General features: G+C 43.3%; 17 protein-coding genes. 16 read left to right on the plus strand and 1 reads right to left on the minus strand.

The features are described 5' to 3' along the window. The first annotated feature begins 68 nt into the window (after positions 1–68). The 16 genes from hutU (JOC54_RS00430) to JOC54_RS00505 all read left to right on the plus strand — a co-directional run bounded on the left by hutU (JOC54_RS00430) (position 69) and on the right by JOC54_RS00505 (position 22,689). Complete coding sequence (gene hutU / locus JOC54_RS00430; RefSeq protein WP_204463562.1) at positions 69–1,736, plus strand: urocanate hydratase; 1,668 nt, start codon at positions 69–71, stop codon at positions 1,734–1,736. A 66-nt stretch (positions 1,737–1,802) separates the two neighbouring features. Next, complete coding sequence (hutU, locus tag JOC54_RS00435; protein ID WP_204463563.1) at positions 1,803–3,458, plus strand: urocanate hydratase; 1,656 nt, start codon at positions 1,803–1,805, stop codon at positions 3,456–3,458. A gap of 48 nt (positions 3,459–3,506) precedes the next feature. Beyond that, positions 3,507–5,093 carry a helix-turn-helix domain-containing protein gene (locus JOC54_RS00440; RefSeq protein ID WP_204463564.1) on the plus strand — a complete coding sequence of 529 codons (1,587 nt, stop codon included), beginning with the start codon at positions 3,507–3,509 and terminating at the stop codon, positions 5,091–5,093. Positions 5,094–5,106: 13 nt separating this feature from the next. After that, entirely contained in the window at positions 5,107–6,363 is a 1,257-nt protein-coding gene (locus JOC54_RS00445) for a Zn-dependent hydrolase (RefSeq protein ID WP_204463565.1), read from the plus strand. Between the two features lie 14 nt (positions 6,364–6,377). Next, positions 6,378–7,703: an amidohydrolase family protein gene (locus JOC54_RS00450; RefSeq protein ID WP_204463566.1), complete on the plus strand. Its 1,326-nt coding sequence runs from the start codon at positions 6,378–6,380 to the stop codon at positions 7,701–7,703. Positions 7,704–8,055: 352 nt separating this feature from the next. Continuing rightward, positions 8,056–8,913 (plus strand): ABC transporter permease, encoded by an 858-nt coding sequence (locus JOC54_RS00455; RefSeq protein ID WP_051990756.1) that lies wholly within the window; start codon positions 8,056–8,058, stop codon positions 8,911–8,913. A gap of 13 nt (positions 8,914–8,926) precedes the next feature. Beyond that, on the plus strand, positions 8,927–9,838 hold the full coding sequence (locus JOC54_RS00460; protein WP_204463567.1) for a carbohydrate ABC transporter permease: 912 nt from the start codon (positions 8,927–8,929) through the stop codon (positions 9,836–9,838). A gap of 37 nt (positions 9,839–9,875) precedes the next feature. After that, entirely contained in the window at positions 9,876–11,417 is a 1,542-nt protein-coding gene (locus JOC54_RS00465; protein WP_204463568.1) for an extracellular solute-binding protein, read from the plus strand. 107 nt (positions 11,418–11,524) lie between these two features. After that, positions 11,525–13,738, plus strand: a complete 2,214-nt coding sequence (locus JOC54_RS00470) for an AraC family transcriptional regulator (RefSeq protein ID WP_204463569.1) — start codon at positions 11,525–11,527, stop codon at positions 13,736–13,738. A gap of 132 nt (positions 13,739–13,870) precedes the next feature. Further along, complete coding sequence (locus tag JOC54_RS00475) at positions 13,871–14,833, plus strand: AraC family transcriptional regulator (RefSeq protein ID WP_204463570.1); 963 nt, start codon at positions 13,871–13,873, stop codon at positions 14,831–14,833. Positions 14,834–14,963: 130 nt separating this feature from the next. Next, entirely contained in the window at positions 14,964–16,394 is a 1,431-nt protein-coding gene (gene rhaB / locus JOC54_RS00480) for a rhamnulokinase (protein WP_204463571.1), read from the plus strand. Beyond that, positions 16,378–17,643 carry an L-rhamnose isomerase gene (gene rhaA, locus JOC54_RS00485; protein ID WP_204463574.1) on the plus strand — a complete coding sequence of 422 codons (1,266 nt, stop codon included), beginning with the start codon at positions 16,378–16,380 and terminating at the stop codon, positions 17,641–17,643. The genes rhaB and rhaA overlap by 17 nt, the downstream gene beginning before the upstream one ends. Positions 17,644–17,667: 24 nt before the next feature. After that, positions 17,668–19,740, plus strand: coding sequence for a bifunctional aldolase/short-chain dehydrogenase (locus JOC54_RS00490; RefSeq protein WP_204463576.1), 2,073 nt, complete (start codon positions 17,668–17,670; stop codon positions 19,738–19,740). Positions 19,741–19,822: 82 nt separating this feature from the next. Next, entirely contained in the window at positions 19,823–20,137 is a 315-nt protein-coding gene (gene rhaM, locus JOC54_RS00495) for an L-rhamnose mutarotase (RefSeq protein ID WP_035417210.1), read from the plus strand. Positions 20,138–20,154: 17 nt separating this feature from the next. Beyond that, a complete protein-coding gene (locus tag JOC54_RS00500) occupies positions 20,155–21,432 on the plus strand; it encodes an MFS transporter (protein ID WP_204463578.1) in 1,278 nt (425 codons plus the stop codon). 348 nt (positions 21,433–21,780) lie between these two features. Next, the gene (locus JOC54_RS00505) at positions 21,781–22,689 is read left to right on the plus strand and encodes a sugar phosphate isomerase/epimerase family protein (protein WP_204464410.1); all 909 of its coding nucleotides are present in this window, start codon (positions 21,781–21,783) and stop codon (positions 22,687–22,689) included. Positions 22,690–22,748: 59 nt separating this feature from the next. Here JOC54_RS00505 and JOC54_RS00510 read toward each other — a convergent pair whose 3' ends face one another. After that, the gene (locus tag JOC54_RS00510) at positions 22,749–23,180 is read right to left on the minus strand and encodes a hypothetical protein (RefSeq protein WP_204463581.1); all 432 of its coding nucleotides are present in this window, start codon (positions 23,178–23,180) and stop codon (positions 22,749–22,751) included. Between the last annotated feature and the right edge of the window lie 123 nt (positions 23,181–23,303).

Genomic DNA, 23,303 nt, shown 5'->3' on the forward strand with positions numbered 1-23,303 from the left:
AAAGACAAAATCGTTTAACCAATTAAGCAATTCGTTACGAAAAACCCAACTTCCGGAGGTCGAAGTCGATGGCAAATCAAACAAATCAACGCGTGATCCGAGCAGATCGAGGCACGAATTTAAGCTGTAAAGGCTGGGAGCAGGAAGCGGCGCTACGGATGTTAATGAACAATCTTGATCCTGAGGTAGCAGAAAATCCGGATGAGCTTGTTGTGTATGGTGGAATTGGAAAAGCGGCGCGAAACTGGGAATCATTTGATGCGATTGTCGCTTCCCTTAAGGATTTAGAAAATGATGAAACACTACTCGTTCAATCAGGAAAGCCTGTCGGTATCTTTCGGACGCAGGAAGCGGCGCCTCGAGTGTTAATTGCAAATTCCAATCTTGTGCCTGCCTGGGCAAACTGGGATCATTTTTATGAGCTCGAGGATAAAGGGCTAATGATGTATGGTCAGATGACGGCAGGAAGTTGGATTTATATCGGTGCCCAAGGCATTTTACAAGGGACTTATTTGAGCTTTATTGAAGCGGCAAAAAAAGCATTTGGTCGTCCTGATTTAACAGGGAAATTCATTCTGACTGGCGGTATGGGTGGAATGAGTGGAGCTCAGCCATTGGCAGGAAAAATGGCCAAAGGTGTGATCCTTGTCGTTGAGGTTGAGAAAAGCAGGATTGAGCGAAAGATTAAAGAAGGCTACTGTGATTACATCGCAGAAGATCTTGATGAAGCGTTGAAGCTTGTTGATCAATATACACAGCAAGGAACACCAGCCTCGATTGGTCTTGTTGGCAACTGTGCCGATGTTCTGCCGGAACTAGTTAATCGGGGAATTACGCCGGATATTGTTACCGACCAAACAAGTGCACACGACCCGATTAATGGTTATGTTCCAAACGGAATGACGCTCGACGAAGCCTACGCACTAAGAAAAACCAATCCGAAAGAATATGAGCAAAAAGCAATTGCGGCAATGGGTGAACATGTGCAGGCAATGCTTGACTTACAGAAAGCCGGTGCGGAAACGTTCGATTACGGAAACAACATTCGGGCTTATGCTAAACAAGCAGGTGTGGAAAACGCTTTTCACTTCCCAGGCTTTGTGCCTGCCTATATTCGTCCACTTTTCTGTGAAGGAAAGGGCCCTTTCCGTTGGGCTGCTTTGTCAGGAAACCCTGAAGATATTTACAAAACCGATCAAGTGGCAATGGAGATGTTTAAAGAAGATGAAGCGCTGGTGAACTGGATTGAAATGGCGCAAAAAATGGTGAAGTGGCAGGGACTCCCAGCAAGAATATGTTGGCTTGGCTACGGCGACCGAGATCGCTTTGCTTTAAAGATTAATGAAATGGTTGCTAGTGGTGAGTTAGAAGCACCGATTGTGTTTGGTCGTGACCATCTCGACTGTGGTTCGGTTGCTTCACCGAATCGGGAAACGGAAGCAATGAAGGACGGAAGCGATGCGGTTGCAGATTGGCCCATTTTAAATGCCTTAGTAAATACGGCCGGTGGAGCAAGCTGGGTTAGCGTTCATCACGGCGGCGGTGTTGGAATGGGCTATTCGATGCATGCGGGACAGGTAATTGTTGCTGATGGTAGTGAGGCGGCAAGACAGCGGATTGAGCGTGTGCTTGTGTCCGACCCGGGCATGGGAGTCATCCGCCATGCAGATGCTGGCTATAGCAAAGCCATTAAAGTAGCCAAAGAAAAAAACGTTCATATACCAATGCAAGATTAATCAGAAGAGAGGGCCAAATTGGCTCCTCTCTTTCAGCCATTATTATGAGAGAATGGATGAAAGGAGGTGGAGTGCGTGACGATTCAAGCACATCGTTCTCCTAAGGGAATTGAAAAAACATGCAAAACATGGGAGATTGAAGCGTTAAAGCGCCTCTTGCTAAACTGCCTCGACCCACAAATTGCTCAGGATCGTGACCAGCTTATTGTTTATGGTGGAACAGGAAAAGCAGTTCGACATCAAGCAGCTTTTAACACAATAGTAACCGAACTGGAAACACTAGCGGCAGATGAAACTTTGTTAATCCAATCAGGTAAACCCGTTGGAAAATTTCGTACCTATACGAGTTTTCCCCGCGTGGTGGCATCAAGTTCAATGCTTGTGCCGTCAGCTTCAAACTGGCAAACCTTTGCTGAGTTAGAGGCAAAAGGGTTAACAACGTATGGACAATCAACGGCTGCCGCTTGGGCCTATATCGGTGTGCAAGGTATTTTACAGACGACGTTTGAAACAATGGGAGAAATTGCCGAGCGTCATTTTTTAGGTACATTACAAGGGCGAATTGTTCTTACTTCAGGTCTTGGCGCGCTAGGGGCGGCACAACCGTTATCTGTCACGATGCATGGCGGCGTTGCCATTGTTGTTGAAGCGGATCAAGCTAAAATGTGGAAGGCCGTTGACAACAATTATTGCGATGTGGTCGCTCATACGTTAACAGAAGCGATTCGGTTAGCAGAGGAAGCAATTAAGAAGCGTCAACCACTCTCAATTGCTTTACATGGGCATGCGGGTGAAGTGTATACCACTTGTGTTGAGCGGGACTGGATACCAGATATCGTAACAGATCAAACAGCAGCTCATGATTTGTTAAACGGTTACATACCAACAGGAATGAGCATAAAGCAAGCAAATCAGTTACGAATGAAGAAACCGAAAGAGTACAGGGCGCTGGCAGGTGCATCAATCGTTGCTCAAGTAAACGCAATGAGGCGATTACAAGAGGTAGGCTCAGTTGTATTCGAGTATGGCAATAATTTGCGCTGGCAGGCAGAGCAGCACGGCAGCGCGGATGCCCGCTTCATTCATGGTTTTACAGCTGAATACATTCGCCCACTTTATAGTGAGGGGCGGGGCCCTTGTCGCTGGATTGCCTTATCTGGAAACCCAAACGATATTTATACGATTGATGCTTATATTCTTAAGCACTTTAAGAGCGACAGGCGCGTCATCCGCTGGATTGAGTGCGTCCAGGAAAGCATCCACTTTCATGGATTACCGGCGCGGGCATGCTGGCTTAATTATGAGGAGCGTGTGCTGCTAGCGGAAGCGGTCAATCAAATGGTTGCAGCAGGGGAGTTGGAAGCACCAATCGCCTTTACGCGCGATCATTCAGAAGGAAGTTCTATCGCTGCTCCTACGAGAGAAACCGAAGCGATGAAAGACGGCAGCGATGCGGTTGCGGATTGGCCGATTTTAAACGCAATGCTAAATGCAAGCGGCGGTGCATCAATGGTTAGCGTTCAGCATGGTGGGGGTGTTGGTATCGGTCTTTCGATTCATTCGGGAATGACGGCCGTGGCAGATGGCTCTTTTTCTGCCTCAAAGCGACTAGAGCAAGTGATGCGAGCCGATGCCGGCTTAAATATTATTCGTCATGCCGACGCAGGGTACGAGAGTGCAAGAGAGACAGTAAAGACATATGGCTTAAAAAAGCCTCTTTAACGGAAAGCAAAGCGTTGCATCGTCATCAAATAAGAGGAGGAGCAATCAATGAAACTACTTTTCCTTACCGACGATTTAGAGAATGTAGACCTGTTACAACCGCTAAAGCTTGTGACAAATCAGCTTCAAATTGAGCTTGATTGCTTGCCCTTGACGAAAGACCTTCTTGCTTCAAAGAGATTCGTAGGCTATGATGCACTGTTTGTTGACTGCAATACTGATTCGGTTCATAGTGCACTGAATCAAAGCAAGATTGCGGCGATAAAAAAAGCCGATCCAAACGTTTTCATTGCTGTGATGCAAGAAGGGTTTCGCTCAAGTGAAGTCCGGGCGTGGTTTAAAGCGGGCGTGTTTGATGTGTTGGAAAAACCGCTCAATGAGGATCATTTGTATGAGTTATTAAATGAAATCAAACAACAGACATTAGCGACAAAACAAACTCATCCAGACCATGCAAAAACAGACTGGTTAAAGCGGGGACTTGTTTATGATTTGATATTTGGTTCAAGCAAGCATGCGAAGGAAATCTGGGACCGAAGCCAGCAATGTGGACTGGCAAGTACACCGACGACAGTTATGGTTGTCTCGATTGACCGCTATAAAACGATTATGAAACAGAAGAGTTCGAAGTGGGCGCAATCATTGCGTCACGACTGTACGAACGCGATCGACACATGCTTGAAAGACCGAGGGTTGACGGGCATTCAAGCCATTGTTGCAAAAGATCAATTGGCTGTGCTTCTCTCGTGTCTTGAAGACGAACAACTGGACGCCCCAGCCCGGTTGCTGCAAAAAGAGATTGAAAAGCGGACCGGGCACACAGTGACCGTTGGTGTTGGACGCTACTATCATGATCCGCGGAATTTAGCCCAATCATTTAAGGAAGCGCTTCAAGCACAGGAAGCTAAATTTTATCTTGGCAAAAACAATGTGATTCATTATAAAGAGAGCGACGAGCTCTTTGAACAAACAAAGCTCGTTCCCTATGAAAAACTGGAGACTGTTTCCCAGCTACTAAGACGGGGGGAGCTTGATCACGGTAAAACAGAGCTAGAGCAAATTCGTCAATTTCTTTTTACAGATTGCCGCATGGAAAAGGATATTTTGCATTTACAAGTGACCGATATTTTAAATGCGCTTTTACGCGCAGCTTTAAATAACGGTTGTCACCCGGACATGATGCAGCTCATTTATAGCAAGTATATGGAACAGCTGAAAGAAACAGCAGATGTCTATGATATCGAGAAATGGTTTATAGAGATGGTTGATAGCATTCTCTTTAATATTCACCGCTTTAATAATGAAAAAATGCTCCGTCCGATCCAGCAGGCGGTTCAGTACATGGAAGCTTCTTATAATAAACCTATTAGTCTAGAAGAAGTCGCGGAGCATGTACGACTAAGCGCAAATTATTTTAGCAATACGTTTAAGAAAACGATGGGACAGCCGTTTGTAAAATATCTTGCGCAGATGCGGGTCGAAAAAGCAAAGCAATTATTACAAGATTTAGATTACACCGTTTACCAAGTAGCCAGTGAAGTAGGCTATTCAGACTCACGCTATTTTAGCCGCGTATTCAAGTCATTTGAGGGCAAGACCCCAAGTGAATACCGCAATGCGAGAGTCGTAAAGTAGGGAGGGTTTTGAAATGGAGAAGCTGCAGCTGCGTATTAATAGAAAACGTTTGGAACAATCGATTCATACACTTGGAGCAATTGGTGTGAATGAACACGGTGGGCTCGATCGAACAACATTTACAGATGCTGAACTTGCGGCACGAGATTGGTTGAAAAAAGAGCTTGAACGCACCGGACTAGCACTTTATGTGGATGAGGCTGCGAATATTTGGGGCAGACGTGAAGGGAAGAATCAGACAAAAAGCATGGTATTTGGTTCTCATATTGATACCGTTCCGAACGGAGGAAAGTACGACGGGGCTCTAGGTGTCCTCATCGCGCTCGAAATAATGAATGTGCTCCAAGAAGAAGGTGTACAAACAAAGCACCCGTTCGAACTCGTTTCATTTAGTGCAGAGGAGCCTAATCCATTTGGGTTGTCCACTTTTGGTAGCCGTGCTATCTCTGGTAAGCTAACAGCTGCTCATTTAGTTGGCGTAAAAGATGTGGCTGGCACTCTAGTGACCGATGCGTTAACAAAAGCGGGTGGAAACCCTGACCAGTTTGACTTATGTGTCAGATCGAAAGAAGACTTTGCTGCTTATGTTGAAGTTCATATTGAGCAAGGTAAGCGATTATTGAATACGGATATTCCGATTGGTGTTGTCACGGCGATTACAGGTATTTACCGCGAGGAAGTACGGATTAACGGTGTCGCAAATCATGCTGGAACGACATTGATGGAGGATCGAAGCGATGCTCTCGTAGCCGCAGCTCAGTTAATTAGCGCGCTTGAAGAAATATGCAAGACGTACCCAGCAAAAGAGCTTGTTGGCACAATCGGAAAGCTCGATACGTACCCAAATTCGGCGAATATTATCCCTGGAGAAGTGGTGCTCGCTGTTGAAATAAGAGGGGAAACCGTCGAGCAAATCGCTGAAGCAAGAGCACTATGGGACCAGCAAAAAGCGGACATTTCGCAAAAACGAGATATCCGAATTGAAGCATCGACCAAGCTAAACCAAGCTCCGGCACAGATGAGCGATACGGTGATGGAGGTAAGTGAACGAGAGGCAAAGCAGCTTGGACTCGCTTCAATGAGATTAGGGAGCATGGCAGGACATGACGCCGCTCATATGGCTTCATTAACGAAGTCAGGAATGATCTTTGTGCCAAGTCTCGATGGAAAAAGTCATTGTCCAGAAGAAGAAAGCCGAATGAGTGATATTGAGAAGGCAGCAAATGTACTCTTGCAAACGCTGTTAACATTGGATGAACAAGAAGATTAGAGAGGAGACCAACCATGACAGTCTTATATAAAACAGGGCAACTATATACGGACGGTAAGTTTGCGAAAGATCAAGCAATCGTCGTAGAGGGCGGGCTAATTAAAGCGATTGGACCAACTAAAGCGCTCCAGGAAAAGTATCGGGGAATAGAAGAAATCGACTGGCACGATAAAGCGCTCGTTCCAGGCACAATTAATGCTCATAACCACTCGTTTCAAAGCTTACTTCGAGGCATTGCTGTTGATCGTCCTTTTCTGGAGTGGCGCGATGAAGCTTTATACAAATATACGCCGCTACTTGACGAGGAAGCGATTTATACAGGCGCATTGTTTGCTTTTGGTGAAATGCTGAAATATGGTGCGACAACGGTCAGTGACTTTTTCTATGTTCATAACAATGGTACAAAAACGGATGAAGCTGTTATTCAAGCTGCTAACGATCTTGGTATCCGACTTGTCATGGCGCGGACGATGTATGATTGGGATGGTGCCCCAATTAACTACCGTGAATCGATTGAAGACGCGACAAAGCGTACGAGAGATTTGGCGATTAAGTACCAAGGAAATGCGATGGTTGACATTCATCCTGCACCGCATAGTCCTCATGCGGCCTCGCCAGAAATGATTCAAGCCGGTCATCGTCTCGCTAAAGAGCTAGGCACCCCGTTTCATATCCACGTATCAGAAGAAATGTTCGAAGTGGAAGAAACGTTGGAAAAGTACGGCAAGCGCCCGGTTCATTATCTAGATTCCCTCGGCGTTGTTGATGATAGCATGATTGCGATTCATCTTGTCTGGCTTGACCAGTCAGAAATTAAGCTACTCGGAGAAAAGCAGGCGGCGCTCGCTTATTGTCCATCGAGCAATATGTTTCTATCAGACGGGATTTCCAACATTCCTGACTTAGTAGACGCAGGGGTCCGCGTTACGCTTGGCAGCGACGGAGCCTGCAGCAATAACCGGATTAGCGTATTTGAAGAAATGCGCATGTGTTCGCTTCTGCAAAAAGTGTCTAAGCTGGACGGGACTTGTATTACAGCAAAGCAAGTATTTGATATGGGAACAAAAACCGGCGCGGAACTGCTTCAGCTTAACACGGGTGAATTAAAAGTAGGCAAGCAAGCAGACTTTGTTTCGCTTGATCTAAACGACATGTCTCTTTCTCCAAAGCAGGAACTCTTTGCGAACGTTGTCTATTCCTTGCAGCCAACAGCGATAAAAGATGTTGTTGTGAATGGCAAAACGATTGTAGAAGCTGGCGAATTAAAGACCGTTTCGGAGAAGAAAATCATTCAAAAAGTCGATTCATTGTTTGAGAAGTGGCATGCAGCAAAAGCATAATTTACGAAGACTGGTGAGCGGGAAGCTGCCAGTTTTTTTGTTCGTTGTTAAAATCGTTTAGTAAAGAGAGCCATTTTGAAATAGGAGTGGCTCTTTTTTTCATGTTCTTCAATATTTGAAGCTATGCATTATTTGAATCAATCAAAAAATGCATAGCTTCAAAATGTGAACGTTTACATAAAGCGGCGTATTCGGTACGATTCAAGCCATACAGCCGATTGGTTGTTACAAAAAGAAGGGGGGATGGCTATTGCTAGAAAGCGTTCAAGAAAAGAAAGTTGCACCACGGGGAAAAGAAAAATGGGGGCCAAGGACAAAGCTTCACTTAAAAAACAACTATCAATTGTACTTGATGGTGTTACCAGCATTTATCATTATCCTGTTATTTAACTATGTCCCGATGTACGGACTTCAGTTAGCCTTTCGAGAGTTCGACCCATCACTTGGTATCACAGGTGGGGAGTTTGTTGGTTTCGATTATTTTAGGCGATTTATTGAGTCCTACCAATTTTGGGACTTAATGAGAAATACGTTTTTAATTAGTTTCTATTCCTTGTTATTTGGATTTCCAATTCCAATCATCGTCGCGTTGCTCTTTAATCAGATTCGCCATGCAGGTGGTAAGAAATTTGTGCAAACCGTCTCTTACATGCCTCATTTTATTTCTGTCATTGTTGTTGTTGGGATGATTTTGATTTTCTTATCTCCTTCAAGTGGATTAATGGGTCATTTGTTTGGTTTGTTTGGGCTTGAGCCAATTAATTTCATGGGAAACCCCGATTACTTTCGTTCCATTTATGTCGCTTCTGATATATGGCAGCACGCGGGCTGGAACAGCATTATTTACATCGCTGCGCTCGCAGGCGTAAATCCGCAACTTTATGAAGCGGCAAAAGTTGACGGCGCAAGCCGATTCCAGCAAATAAGAAACATTGAAATTCCTCACCTTGTACCAACGATTGTCATTTTACTTATTCTAAACGCTGGTAGTTTACTTGGAGTTGGCTTTGAGAAGATCTTCTTAATGCAAAACTCGATGAATTTGCCTGTTTCTGAAGTTATTGAAACCTACGTTTATAAAGTGGGGATTTTATCTAATCAAATTAGCTATTCAACCGCTATCGGCCTCTTTAATACAATGATTAATTTTACGATTTTAATTGTTGTAAACCGAATTGCGAAAAAGACGAGTGAAACAAGTCTTTGGTAGAAAGGAGAAGCGAATGGGAAAAACCAATCAAAGGATAAAAGACTCGTCATCTGACAAGTTATTTAACGTTTTTCTGTGGATCTTGTGTAGCGTGATTGTCCTACTTACTTTGTATCCAATTTACTTTGTCTTAATTGCCTCAATCAGCAATCCAGCAGCGGTTGCGAACGGAAGCGTCTGGCTTTTTCCACAAGGAATTACGCTCGCCGGTTATCAGGAGATTTTAAATGATGAACGCATCTGGAACGGGTTGAAAAACACAATGATCTATTCGTTTGGTGGGACTGCGATCAGCTTACTGTTTACGATACCAGCCGGGTATGCCTTGTCGAGACCTGACTTTAAAGCGAGAAAAGCACTGATGTTCTTCTTTGTTTTTACGATGTTCTTCAGTGGTGGGCTCATTCCCACTTATTTAACAGTGAAAGAGTTTGGTTTAACGAATACGATCTGGATTATGCTTATTCCTTTCTCGGTTAGCGTCTTTAACTTAATTATTACACGTGTATTTTTTCAATCAACAATTCCGAAAGAATTACTAGAATCAGCCAAGCTAGATGGCTGCTCGGACTTTCAATTCTTCACAAAAATCGCTGTCCCCTTATCAAAAGCCTTAATTGCCGTCATGGCGTTGTATTACGGGGTTGGTTATTGGAACGAGTATATGAAAGCGCTTATTTATCTAAATGATTCAGCCTTATACCCGTTGCAACTTGTATTAAGAGATATTCTCGTTATGAATCAAACATTTGGTAGTGGCGGCGGGGCAACAATGATTACATCTGGAGACGCAACGGCTCAGCAAAAAGGGGATTTAATTAAATATGGCGTTATTGTCGTCTCCACTCTACCAATCATGATTATCTTTCCATTTGTACAGAAGTATTTTGAAAAAGGGGTCATGATTGGATCTATTAAAGGATAAGAAAACAAGCTAAACTAGATGAGAGAGGAAGAAAAAAATGAAGAAGTTAATTGCTTATGGTGTTGTTCCTGTGGCAGTAGCTGCCTTACTGGCAGGATGCAGTGGTTCAGACGGAGAGAGTTCAACTACGGAAGACGGAAAAGCGAAACTGGAAGTACTTGCTGTATTGAATGCTTTAACGAAGGATTTGAATGACATACCCTACATGAATGATTCCCAAGAAATGGCGGATGTTGAGATAGAGTGGACGCAAGTTCGAAGTGGATGGGATGAACAAAAGAATCCGATCTTAGCAAGTGGTGATTTACCTGATATTTTCATAAGTGCAATTGGTAACAACGATATTATGACATTTACAAATCAGTTTCTACCACTGGGAGACTTAATTAAAGAACATGCGCCAAACATTAAAAAAATGTTTGAAGAGATGCCTGAAGTGAAAGAGTTGGCAACAACAATTGATGGTGAGATTTACGGTTTACCGGCAGTAACGCCTCATAATCCAGCAAGTACAACCATCCCGATGATGAACCAGCAGTGGCTAGACGAGCTTGGGCTCGAGGCACCAACAACTTTTGACGAACTGTATGATGTTTTGAAAGCGTTTAAAGAAGAAGATCCTAATGGCAATGGCTCAGCAGATGAAATTCCTTTTGACTGGGGACCAGATCAGGGACCTTACAGCGCGATGGCTTTGCTTGGCGCATACGGCAACTACGCCCCTCATACTGATTGGTTTAATACGGTGAAAGACGGAGAGCATGTTTATGTACCGGCGACAGAGGATTACAAAGAGCTTGTTCAGTTCCTGCATTCGCTATATGCAGAGGGATTAATTAATCAAGAGGTTTTCACACAGGACTGGTCACAATTCTTCTCTAGGTCACAAAATCCGGATGCGGCTACGGTTGGGTTTACGATCGGTTGGTCATTTGAACAACGAGTTGGTGAGTGGAGTGACCAATACACTGTCATCGCTCCACCAGCAGCTGAAGCAGGCATTGCACCACTGTGGCCAGGAGATCCCGTGCAAATGCGAGCTGGTACAAATAAAGCGGTTGTTGCTGCTTCAGTTGAGGACCCAGTTGCAGCCATCAAGTGGCTTGATACGTTTTACTCAGAAGAGTTGTCTGCGCAAGGCTACTACGGTTCATTTGACGTAGGGATTGAAGAAGACGGGCAAGATTACGTTGTCGTTGAGCCACCAGAAGGAACGAGTGAAGATGAGTGGAAATGGACGAATTCCCTTGTTGATCATGGGTTAATGTACGTTCCTGATGAACTAGATGCTCGAATTATTGCACCGCCAACTGTTGCTGAGCGCCTTGAGCAAAATGATGAGCTGCTTGATTATTTTCCAGCAGACGAACAAATTCTGCCACCGCTTAAGTTTACTGCCGAAGAAGACAATGAACTGTCAATTCTTTATTCGGATTTAAATAATCTTGTCTCACGTAAATGGTCGGAATGGGTTACACAAGGTGGGGTTGAGGACGAATGGGATGCTTATATTGAAGAGCTAAACCGAATTGGATTAGAGCGCTACAGTGAAATATACCAAGGATCTTTGGACCGCTAAAATTATACCAGAAATGCCCAGCAGCTACTGCTGGGCATCTGGTGTTCTGTTCGTCCTTTATAGATGTCATGCTAGGTTGACGGTCCAAGTAGAAAGTGGGGATCGATTTGAAGAAATGGTTACGCAAGCAAAGTATGTTACGAAAATACCTCTTATCTTACATTATTGTATTCACCTTACCAGTATTGCTGCTCGTTTTTTACTTTTATCCTCAGACGGCATCAATTATTGAGAATACAGCAACAGACAATGCGAATGCAGTTTTAAATCAAACGGTCCGGAATATTGATATGCAGCTTGGATCAATTGGACGTTATCCGGACGCAATCCATCGAAACAATTTAATTACACTGCAATTATTCCTAGACGAAAACAGCTATCATACAAATGAAATTATGACGGAGATGGAAAAGCTTTATGGCTATCAATCGTTTGTTGATAAAGCCATTTTATTTAACAAGTACTCAGGTAGCTTTTATTCTTTTCCTGGAAGCTACAGTGGAGAAGATTTTAATGAACCGGGTAGTACCTTTTATTATCCAGAGTGGTCTAAATCCGAGATGCTGTCGGACTTAAATCAAGTCGATGAAATGGTACTGCGCCCAGCAGAACCGATTATTCAAAAAGGACAATGGCAACAAACGTATGATGCGGTTACCATTATGATGAGTGTTCCTTATCGGAATTTAAATGCATATGGTGTGCTCATGCTCGTCATTCCAGAAGAGAATTTCTTTTTAGATGTTGCAACGAATACACCCCATCATATGTTCGTTCTTGAGGAAGAAGGAAGGTTGCTTGCTTCGTCAAACGGAGCTGATCAAGTCGACACAAGTCGATTAAGGGAGTGGCAAGCAGGCGAGCAAGTGACAATTGATGGAGTAAAATATGTTGTTAACTTACAAGAATCTGCTTTACATGGAATAACGGTATTGAGCCTTACTTCAATCCAAGATGTATTACAAAGTTTAAGCCAGTTACAGTTTACGACTCTGCTATTAATTTTGCTAATATTGGCGATTGAGTTTGGGTTAATCTATTTGTTTATTAAAACTAATTATGAACCAATTCGTAGATTAAGAATGCAGGCACTGGCGTCTGTTGAATCAATTCCGCAGCAGGGATTAAATGAATTTGAGACCGTTTCCTATGCGTTTGACAGTTTGCATAATGAAAATATGGAATTGGTCAATCAAACGCTGAGAAATCAGAATCGTTCCAAGGAAAATCTATTAATTCAGTTGTTAAATGGAACCTTTTCAGAGGATGATCGATTGGCAGAACGAACACAGAAACGTGACGTTTATTTGCGGAATTTTATTTGTTGCATCACACTATTTGCTAAGGATCGGAACATAATTTCGTTACTAACGATAATAAGAGAAACATTTGGTTTAGACGATTCGCTCTCATCAACTGCTTGTTATGGTATTGGGGGAATGAGGCATGAAGATTTCATCTTGATTGTTACATTTGATAACGAAGATGAGCTAAAAACGTATATTCATCAACTGTACCAACTGCGTTCAATTTATCGTGTGGGAATTGGAACGTTGGAAGAAGCGAGTATGATGAACAAAAGCTATACGCACAGTCTGGCAGCGCTCGAAATGGCGATCCTCAATCAGAATGAGCAAGTCGTAGCTTTCGAAACAATCGATGTTGAGAATGCCGACAAGCTTCAGCTCCTTTTTGATTCGATTAATGCCTTAGAGATGACGATTGTTCGCGGCGATGCTGATCAATTCCAACTTCGATTAACTAAGCTGATGGAACAAATGAGAACATCAATCAACCGAATGGCTATTCTAAAGATGGTTTATATTAACACCCACAACATTCTCGCAAAAGAAATAAACAAAAGAGGACACCAAGAACCGTATTGCTACGCTTTATCTGAAAAAGAAATGAATCTAGAAGACTTGCATAGTAAACTCCACTTTATGGGGAAAGTCATTCAAGAAAATATGCAGCTGACAAAGCAGCAAAACGGATCTGTTAATATAAAGGAAATCCTGCAATATGTCGATGATCATTATTCAGAAGAAAGCATGTCTTTACAACGCATTGCTGACGAATTTCAGCTATCCTATTCAAACTTTAGTCATTTTTTTAAGAAGAAAACAACCGAGAATTTTGCTGCATATTTAGAAAAAGTTCGGATTAACTCAGCTAAAACAAAACTTGTCGAAACCAATCTAGCAATTAAAGAAATAGCGCTCCAGGTTGGCTATAGCAACGCCAATAGTTTCACACGTTCATTTAAAAAGACGATAGGACAAACACCGGGAGATTTTCGAAGGTTAAAGAAGGGGGAGTAAGATCTAAGCAGACGGTCAATTGGCCGTCTTTTTTTTATTAACATCAATTACCTTTGCTCCCCAAGCCCTTTCTAAGCTAAAATGAAAGCGATTGCTAAGACCATTTAGTAAGAGGGAAAGGGGCGGGAGTAGATGTCACTACTGGAAAAAATGTTGGCGCTTACGGAAGAAGAACAGGAGACGCTTCAATATCGTCAAGTCATGCAGGCTCGCTATACGTCAAAGCAAAGTTTCATTATCGAGGCAAACAAGTTCCTTGCCCCTGGTTCGGAGATCATGGTTCGTAAACATACACGGTTTATTGATTTCCCGAAGCATCGGCATGACTACATTGAACTTAATTATGTTTATAACGGAAGTTTAAAACAGAAAATTGGTGAACAGGATATTCATTTAAAAAAAGGTGAACTTGTTGTTTTAAATCAGCATATTGAGCACCAAATTGATGCGTGTGATACAGAAGATATCGTCATCAATTTTATTATTCAGCCTTCTTTTTTTAATTTTATTTTCTCGTTTTTGAATGTTGAAGGTCCGCTTTATTCATTTCTTATAGACAGTGTTCACGGCGGTAACGGGTTTGGACAATTCCTTTACTTTAAGTGTGCGGAAGAGGAATCAATTCAAATGTTGTTACAAAAAATGGTGGAAGAAATTATGAATCCGGATGCGTTTTCCCAAGCAACCACGAAGCTACACGTCGGTATGTTAATTATTGAACTGACAAAGAAAGCGGATACATTGGAAGGGAATTATGAAGGGACGTTACAAAATCAATGGCTAAGAGAAGCACTTTCCTATATCCATGAACAATACAAGCAAGCGACGCTAACGGAACTGTCCGCACGGCTAAATCAACCGCATTATTTATTAAGTAAGCTCATAAAGAAGCGGACTGGCAAGACGTTTAAAGCAATCTTACAGGAGAAAAGACTTGATATAGCAAGGGAAATGCTTGTGCAGTCAGATCTCCCCGTTTCAGTCATAGCCGAAGAGGTTGGTTATGATAACTTTAGCTATTTCTATCAAATCTTCAAGAAGAAATTCGAGCAGACGCCGCTTGCATATCGGAAAAGACAAGCTCCCCAAGAGTAAAAGGGAGCTTGTCTTTTTTTGTTGCGAGGCACATAACGACAGTTATTAGATGAATAGCGCCATAGTGCTTTTGTTTGTAAACGCTTAATATGAAGGCACAATCTCCTTGAGGAAAACGAGGTGGGACCATTTGATCAAATCAAGGTTAGCTGTAGACATCGGGGCATCCAGTGGCAGAGTAATGGCTGGGTGGACAACGGGACACAATTTGGAGCTCAAAGAAGTCCATCGGTTTAAAAACGGGGCAACGCTAAAAGAAGGTCATTTCTGCTGGGACATTGACTACTTGTATGAGCAAATTAAACGAGGTATTAAAGCAAGTGTGGAGCAAGGCTTAAATCCAACAAGCATTGGCATTAACACGTGGGCGGTCGATTTTGTCTTGTTGGATGAACACGATCATCGGTTAACGGAAGCCGTGTCCTACCGTGATGCGCGGACTGATGGGATCATGGAAGACGTGATCGATGTTTACGGCAAAGAAGTCCTTTATGAGCGGACGGGTATTGCGTTTCAACCGTTTAACACGCTCTATCAATTGTTAGCTATAAAGAGACGCCAGCCTGACATACTTGAGAATGCGCAAACGTTTTTAATGGTACCGGATTATCTACATTTCCTATTAACAGGAAAAAAGACAAATGAATACACCAATGCTACAACAACGCAGTTAATGAACGCGTTTACAAAAAAGTGGGATGAAGATTTACTAACAGAAATGGGTTTACCGACGCACATTTTTCAGGACACTCATCTACCTGGGACGAAGCTGAGTCCGCTTAAAGCAGACTTACAGCGAGAGTTAGGCGTGAGTCTTGATGTAATCTTGCCGGCTACCCACGATACAGCATCAGCGATCGCTGCTGTTCCTGAATGGCAGACATCGCTCTATATTAGTTCAGGCACGTGGTCACTCATTGGCATCGAAAACCCGTTCCCTATTTGTATAACGAAAGCGATGAACGATAACTTCACAAATGAAGGCGGTGTCAACTATCGCTTTCGGTTTTTGAAAAACATTATGGGCTTGTGGATGATTCAAGAAGTGCAGCGTCTTCTCCCTGACGAGTGGAGCTTTGCTGATCTGGCAAAGGAGAGTCAAACGTCCACCTACTCTGGAAAAGTAGATGTTGATCAGCGTCGGTTTCTAAAGCCAGACAATATGATTGATGAGATTCAGTCTGCCTGTCGTGAAGCTGAACAAGAAATTCCTACTTCACCAGGTGACTTAGCAAAATGCATCTATGAGAGTTTGGCAGTTAGTTATGAAAAAGCAATAAAGCAGATTGAGGAAACGGTTGAGCGAACGTATGAACAGATTCACATTATTGGCGGAGGTTCTCAGAACGCCCAGCTCAATCAAATGTTGGCAGATCGAACGGGTAAAACGGTGCTTGCTGGGCCGAGCGAAGCGACGGCAGTAGGCAATCTGTTGATGCAATGGATTGCGGCTGGTGAAATCGTTTCGTTGGAAGAAGGTCGATCAATGATAAAACAGTCGTTTCAAGTAGAAGAATATCAACCGCAAAGGAGCGAGCAACGCTATGCAGACAAGGTTTGAGAGTGCAAAAGAGCAGTATGAACGATTAGGAGTGGATGTAGAGGCGGCATTTGAAAAAGTGTCACGCGTCCCGATTTCCGTACATTGCTGGCAAGGCGATGATTTGCGCGGTACGGAAACCGTTCAAAATGAATTATCAGGTGGCATTGATGTCACAGGAAATCATCCAGGTCGTGCCCGTAATGGCGATGAGCTGCGTGCGGATCTTGAAAAAGCACTAAGTCTGATTCCAGGGAAACACCGCGTCAATCTTCATGCGATGTATGCAGAAACGGATGGAGTTGTCGTTGAACGGGACGAGATTAAACCGGAGCATTTCAGAAAGTGGGTCGATTGGGCGCAGAAACTTGGCATTGGTCTTGATTTTAATCCAACTGTTTTTGGTCATCCGAAGGCAGATGATGGCTTAACGCTTGCCCATCCGGACAAAGACATTCGCATGTTTTGGATTAACCATTGTAAAGCAAGCCGAGAAATCGCGGCTTATTTCGCAAAAGAACTGGGCAGTCCTTCCCTCGTTAACATTTGGGTTCCTGACGGCTATAAGGATACGCCTAGTGACCGCCTGACACCTAGACGTCGCTTAAAAGAGTCCCTTGATGCGATTTATGAGGTGGACTATGATTCGTCACTAGTCATCGATGCTGTGGAGAGCAAACTGTTCGGGATCGGTTCAGAAGCATTCGTTGTCGGGTCGCATGAATTCTACATGAATTATGCGAATCAGAGCGGCAAACTGTGCTTGCTTGATACGGGGCATTTTCATCCGACGGAAATGGTTTCAAATAAATTATCGGCGATGTTGCTGTTTCATGATCAACTGGCGTTACATGTCTCACGTCCTGTCCGTTGGGATAGCGATCATGTCGTCACCTTTGACGATGAGTTGAAGGAAATTGCGATTGAACTTGTTCGGAATGATGCACTTGACCGAGTCAATATCGGCCTTGATTTCTTTGATGCCAGTATTAATCGTGTCGCAGCATGGGCTATCGGGACACGTAATATGGTTAAAGCGCTCTTACATGCAGCACTTATGCCGCATGATTATATGAAGAAACTACAGGAAGAGGGAGACTTTACTTCCCGTCTCGCTTTACAAGAACAGTTAAAAACCTATCCGTTTGGCGATATGTGGGATGCCTATTGTAAAGAGCAAGGTGTGTTCATTGAAACAGAATGGCTTGACGATGTAAAAACGTATGAACAGAACGTTCAGTTTAAGCGTGAAGAAATCCAAACAGTTTAGCGTTAATAGAAAGGTGAGACAAAAATGGTCCAACAGTTATGGAATGAAGAAGAAGCAAAGAAAATAGAATCGGGTCTTGGAGAACTTGTCTACCGATCAAACTTAATCGGAAGCGACCGTGCCGTCTGTAACTGGGGCGGTGGAAATACGTCTATGAAAACAAAAGAAGTCGATTTTCGTGGTGAAGAAGTAGACGTCATGTGGGTGAAAGGAAGCGGTTCTGACCTGGCAACAATGGGGGCTAAGAATTTCACAGCGTTACGTCTGGATGATGTTCGTCCCCTGCTAGACAGGGAGGAAATGAGCGATGAGGAAATGGTGTCGTATTTGAGCCATTGCATGATTGATCATAGCCATCCTCGTGCATCGATTGAAACACTTTTACACGCTTTCCTTCCGTTTAAACATGTTGATCATACCCATCCTGATGCGATTATTAGCCTTTGCTGCGCAGAAAATGGAAGGGAGTTGGCAGAAGAACTATTTGGGAATCGTTATGTTTGGGTGCCTTATATTCGACCTGGTTTCACCCTTTCAAAAATGATTGCTGAAGGCGTTGCTGCAAATCCGCATGCAGAATTAGTACTGATGGAAAAACACGGACTTGTCGTTTGGGGCGAAACAGCAAAAGAAAGCTACGATAAAACGATCTCAGTCATTAATGAAGCCGAACAGTTTATTGCTGAGAAACGCGCAGATCAAACTGTTTTTGGCGGAGAGAAGTACAGTTCACTAGCAAAACAGACTCGTGAATCTCTTCTTGCAAAGGTCATGCCGATCATTCGTGGAGCTGTTACTTATGAGGGAACACCAATGATTTTAACGTACGACGATTCTGACGCTACACTTGAGTTTGTAAACAGTCAAGATGCGAATACACTCTCACAAGTTGGCGCAGCTTGTCCCGATCATCTTGTACACACTAAGCGAATTCCATTATACGTTGAGTGGTCTCCAAGTGAGGATGATGTAGAAGGGCTAATCGCAGCAATTAAATTAGGCGTGATGAATTATCAAAAAGAGTATATAGCTTATTTTGAACGGAATCACAATGATGGAGACCAAATGTTTGAACCGTCCCCACGGGTATTGCTTATTCCTGGCATTGGCATGATTAATACTGGGAAATCTCTAGCAAATGCCAACGTTAGTGGTGCCTTGTATACAAGAGCGATTTCGGTCATGCGTGGTACGACGGCTCTTGGTTCATTTGTATCGTTAAATGAAGCTGAATCCTTCGCGATTGAATACTGGCCGCTTGAGCTTTACAAGCTGTCGCTTGCCCCAAAAGAAGCGGAATTTTCACGTAAAGTCGCTTTTGTCACAGGGGGAGCCGGTGGAATCGGTAGTGAAACATGTCGTCAATTTGCGAGCCTGGGTGCGCATGTTGTTTTGGCTGATTTGAATCTAGACGGTGCCGAAAAAGTGGCAACTGAAATCAATGAAACGTTTGGAGAAGGACGAGCGATTGCGCTTAAAATGGACGTGACGAATGAGGAAGCGATTCAGGCTGCCTTTGCTGAAGCAGCCCGTGTATTCGGTGGTGTGGACATCATTGTGAACAATGCAGGTCTTGCGACATCAAGTGCATTTGACGAGACAACATTAAAAGAATGGCAGCTGAACATGGATGTGCTTGGGACAGGGTATTTTCTTGTTGCTCGAGAAGCATTTTCGCAAATGAAGGCGCAAGGAACTGGCGGAAGTATGGTCTTTATTGGATCAAAAAACTCGGTTTATGCAGGCAAAAACGTTTCTGCATATAGCGCGGTCAAAGCAATGGAAGCCCATCTTGCTCGCTGTATTGCGGCAGAAGGTGGCGAGTTTGGCATTCGTGTTAATACGGTTCTGCCGGATGCAGTGTTACAAGGGTCCGCAATTTGGGATTCTGCCTGGCGCGAAGAGCGAGCAGCCGCTTACGGGATTAAACCGGAAGAACTAGATGATCATTATAAAAAACGAACAACACTCGGTGTGCACATCTTTCCTACGGATATAGCGGAAGCGATTCTGTTCTTTGCTTCATCAAAAGCAGAAAAAACAACTGGCTGCATGTTAACCGTAGATGGTGGCGTACCAGCGGCGTTCACACGATAACAAATAACCCCTCTGCTTTCGAGCAGAGGGAGATTTTGCAACAAATTCGTAACCGCTTACTTTTTGGAAGGGGAGATTGATGATGATACGAAAAGCATCCGTTATGCATGTATACAAAGATCACTATGAAGAGTACAAAAAACGACATGACGAACTATGGCCAGAAATGGAAGAGATGTTAAAGGCGCATGGTGTAAGTGATTATTCAATTTTTCTGTTAGAGGACACAGGTCAGTTGTTTGCTTATTTACGTGTAGAAGATGAAGCCGTCTACGCACGCGTTTCCGAAACGGACATCTGTCAAAAGTGGTGGGCGTATATGGAACCATTGATGGAAACGAATAAAAACAACAGCCCTGTATCAATTGATTTAACAGAAGTATTTTATTTGGCTTAACAAGGGAGGGCAAATGAATGGCAGCGAAAAATAAAGGGATGAAAGCAACCATTACTGTGGCAATGTCTAATTACCTCGAAGCAGGGGCAATTGTTGCTGGTGCAGGCGGCTTAACGCTATGGGTTGAGTATTTACAGCTGACAGATATGTGGGTTGGATTACTCGGCGCGCTTAGTGCCAATGGCTTTGGAGCGGCAATCGGTGCACTATTAGGCGGGTACTTTGTGGACCGTTACGGTCGTAAATTTATCTATAAATACGATCTATTAATTTATATGGTAGGAATGCTGTTTATTATTTTCGCATTTAATTTTCCGATGTTGCTTATAGGCTACATTGTAGTCGGAATCGCTGTTGGTGCGCTCATACCAGCCGCTTGGACCTATATAGCAGAAGAGGCACCACCTAAAGAACGGGCAGCAAGGGTTGGTTGGAGTCAATTTGCTTGGTCGATTGGTCCGGCAATTACACTGTTTTTATCGGTTGCTTTAGCACCACTCGGTTTACTTGGCAGCAGGCTAATCTTTGCACAGCTCTTTGTTGTCGCGATCATTACCTGGATCTTGCAGCAGCAAATCAATGAATCTACGATTTGGGAAGAGGAACAAAAGAAAGAAAAAGCCGTTCGTGCAGCAGGTAAGCAGGTTCAGAAAGGATCAATGAAAGATCTGTTTACTGTAAAAGCAAATGTGAAAGCGCTTGTTTTCTTAGTTGGCATCTACCTTTTCTGGAATCTCGTCGCAGGAACAATGGGTTATTTTATGCCATACATCTATGAAACGGTTGGTGGACTAACAGCCGCACAAGCTAACCTCTTGCAAGGTGTACTCTGGACCTTTACGGTCATTTCCACGTATGTTGTGTTCATTCGACTTGGTGACAAAGTCAATCGAAAGCTACTATTTGGAATTGGAAGCGTCATGGGTATCGTTGCTTGGATGATCTTAACCTTTGGTGGTATGGGCATTGTTGAATTGATTCTGTTTGTTACGCTTTGGGGAATCGCAGCAGGCTTTGGCGCACAGGCGTTTTATGCTTTGTTTGCCAGCGAATTATTTCATACTAAATATCGCGCACAGGCGCAAGGGTTTATGTTCTTTGCCGTACGGATCGGTGTTGGTTTAATTTCACTAGTAGTGCCGGCGATGATTACTGGGATTGGCTTTCAGGCAGCAGGAATCATTATGATTGTCTTCTTGGTAATCAGTCTAATCATTGGCATAACAATGGCGCCAGAGACACGTGGACGTTCACTTGAATCGATTCAAGACGAACGTTATGGAAAAAGCGCATAGACTTTAAGCTAGAGACTGGGACAAAAGTAGATAGACAGACCAAAACGACGAACATTCCTAAAAATAGGAACGTTCGTCGTTTAATTTATATTAAAATGAGCGGAAGGAGAATCTGAAGACTCTGAAGTGACGGTTTTCCACGAGGGAGGCTGAGGCCGTGCCCCCGGAAAGCGAAGGATTCTCCTGTAGCGGTGCTACTCAGCATATTGTAGATTATTCGTCTTTTCATCTATTCCTTTTAGTTATAAATGATTGTCATTGACACGTTACTGTGAAAGCGGTTATATTCAGAGGGAATTAACTGATAGTCTGTATTTTCATATTATTTTATGAAGGAGCGTGTGCACCATTAAAGTTGGATTAAGTTCATATAGTCTAGTAACCGCATTAAAAGATGGGCGGATAACCATTCTCGAGGCGATTGATTGGGTTGCTGAGAACGGCGGCACTCATATGGAGCTCGTACCTTATGGCTACACGGTCGTTGATAACGAAGAGCTCGCCCTTCAAATTAAACAAAAAGCGGAAACTGCTGGTATTGAATTATCTGCATACTGTATGCCTGCTAATTTTGTTCAGGAGACCGAAGCAGATTTTCAAGCAGAGGTAGATCGAATTAAGCAGCATGTTGATGTTGTCGCTAAAATGGGGATTAAGCTGCTACGTCATGACGTAACGGCGTTTACTTTACCAAAAGAAGATATGTCGATTCATTATTTTGAGAATCATTTCGATCAGCTTGTCTTAGGCAGTCAATTAATTGCTGATTATGCCGACCAATACGGGATGACCACAACAATCGAGAATCATGGATTTAACGTACAATCAAGCGACCGGGTTCAGCGGGTATTGCACGCTGTTGACCGGAAAAACTTTAAAACAACGCTTGATATTGGAAACTTTCTTTGCGCAGATGAAGACCCGCTTGTCGGCATCCGCAAAAACCTCCCGTACGCCGCTACCGTTCATTTCAAAGATTTCTATGTACGTCCTTATTATGAAAATCCAGGCGAAGGTCATTGGTTTCGCACCGTAAACGACAATTATCTTCGCGGAGCGATTGTCGGTCATGGCGAGCTGCCAATCAGGGAAATCATTCGACTGTTAAAGGCTAGTGGATATGATGGGCAGATCGTCGTAGAATTCGAAGGAATGGAAGACTGCTTTGTCGGCTCACGTATTGGTATGAACAACGTGAAGCGACTGTGGGATGAAGTGAAGGTAGACGGTTGGAAAACGGAAGCTGAAACCGTGTAACTTTAACACCATAAGGAACGAGGTACATGGCTTCATGAAGCCATGTACCTTTTCTTTAATTATCCTTCAACTAACGCATAAAAATAATAAAGTTCTCCATTCTCATCAACAATTAATACATCCTCTCTTTCCACAGCTTCAAAAATAGCAGAGCCTACGGATACTTTCGTGCTCATTTTTTCTGAGAGTGCAACGTTCCCTTCTGTTGCTTGTGCTTCAATTTCGCCGATCTGTTCACCTTTTGTTAACGTTAGTTCGTCGACCCAATCAATATTTGTTTGATAGACCGTTTCATTAAATAAAAGGATGTTTGCTTCAGAATCTCGATTGAGGATCTCTTCTGCTGTCGGGTTTTCTGTTGAGTTTGTTTGCTCATTGTCACTTGCACATCCAGTAAGTATGAGTGCAAGCACAATGAAATGAGTTAATCTTTTTATACCATCACCTCTTTTACTATGTAGACGGTAAGGAAGATGGTTAGGAGTCTTCACTCTGGTGAAATGTTAAGTCATGTTACAGAGTAGATGTTTTTCATAATCTGGAAGTTAATTCTCTCTGATTCACGTTTAAAAAATGGCAAAGCGTCTTTTTAATTATCAAGAAGATTTGATACA

This window comes from Shouchella xiaoxiensis (genome assembly GCF_016907895.1).
GTDB classification, from domain to species: domain Bacteria; phylum Bacillota; class Bacilli; order Bacillales; family Bacillaceae_D; genus Shouchella; species Shouchella xiaoxiensis.

Excerpts from the sequence above, each read along its gene's own strand:
- JOC54_RS00475 (WP_204463570.1), top strand. The coding sequence starts at position 13,871 with ATGTCACTACTGGAAAAAATGTTGGCGCTTACGGAAGAAGAACAGGAG.
- JOC54_RS00500 (WP_204463578.1), top strand. The coding sequence starts at position 20,155 with ATGGCAGCGAAAAATAAAGGGATGAAAGCAACCATTACTGTGGCAATG.
- hutU (WP_204463562.1), top strand. The coding sequence starts at position 69 with ATGGCAAATCAAACAAATCAACGCGTGATCCGAGCAGATCGAGGCACG.
- JOC54_RS00460 (WP_204463567.1), top strand. The coding sequence starts at position 8,927 with ATGGGAAAAACCAATCAAAGGATAAAAGACTCGTCATCTGACAAGTTA.
- JOC54_RS00450 (WP_204463566.1), top strand. The coding sequence starts at position 6,378 with ATGACAGTCTTATATAAAACAGGGCAACTATATACGGACGGTAAGTTT.
- JOC54_RS00490 (WP_204463576.1), top strand. The coding sequence starts at position 17,668 with ATGGTCCAACAGTTATGGAATGAAGAAGAAGCAAAGAAAATAGAATCG.
- JOC54_RS00465 (WP_204463568.1), top strand. The coding sequence starts at position 9,876 with ATGAAGAAGTTAATTGCTTATGGTGTTGTTCCTGTGGCAGTAGCTGCC.
- JOC54_RS00455 (WP_051990756.1), top strand. The coding sequence starts at position 8,056 with ATGGTGTTACCAGCATTTATCATTATCCTGTTATTTAACTATGTCCCG.
- JOC54_RS00445 (WP_204463565.1), top strand. The coding sequence starts at position 5,107 with ATGGAGAAGCTGCAGCTGCGTATTAATAGAAAACGTTTGGAACAATCG.
- JOC54_RS00440 (WP_204463564.1), top strand. The coding sequence starts at position 3,507 with ATGAAACTACTTTTCCTTACCGACGATTTAGAGAATGTAGACCTGTTA.
- rhaM (WP_035417210.1), top strand. The coding sequence starts at position 19,823 with ATGATACGAAAAGCATCCGTTATGCATGTATACAAAGATCACTATGAA.
- rhaA (WP_204463574.1), top strand. The coding sequence starts at position 16,378 with ATGCAGACAAGGTTTGAGAGTGCAAAAGAGCAGTATGAACGATTAGGA.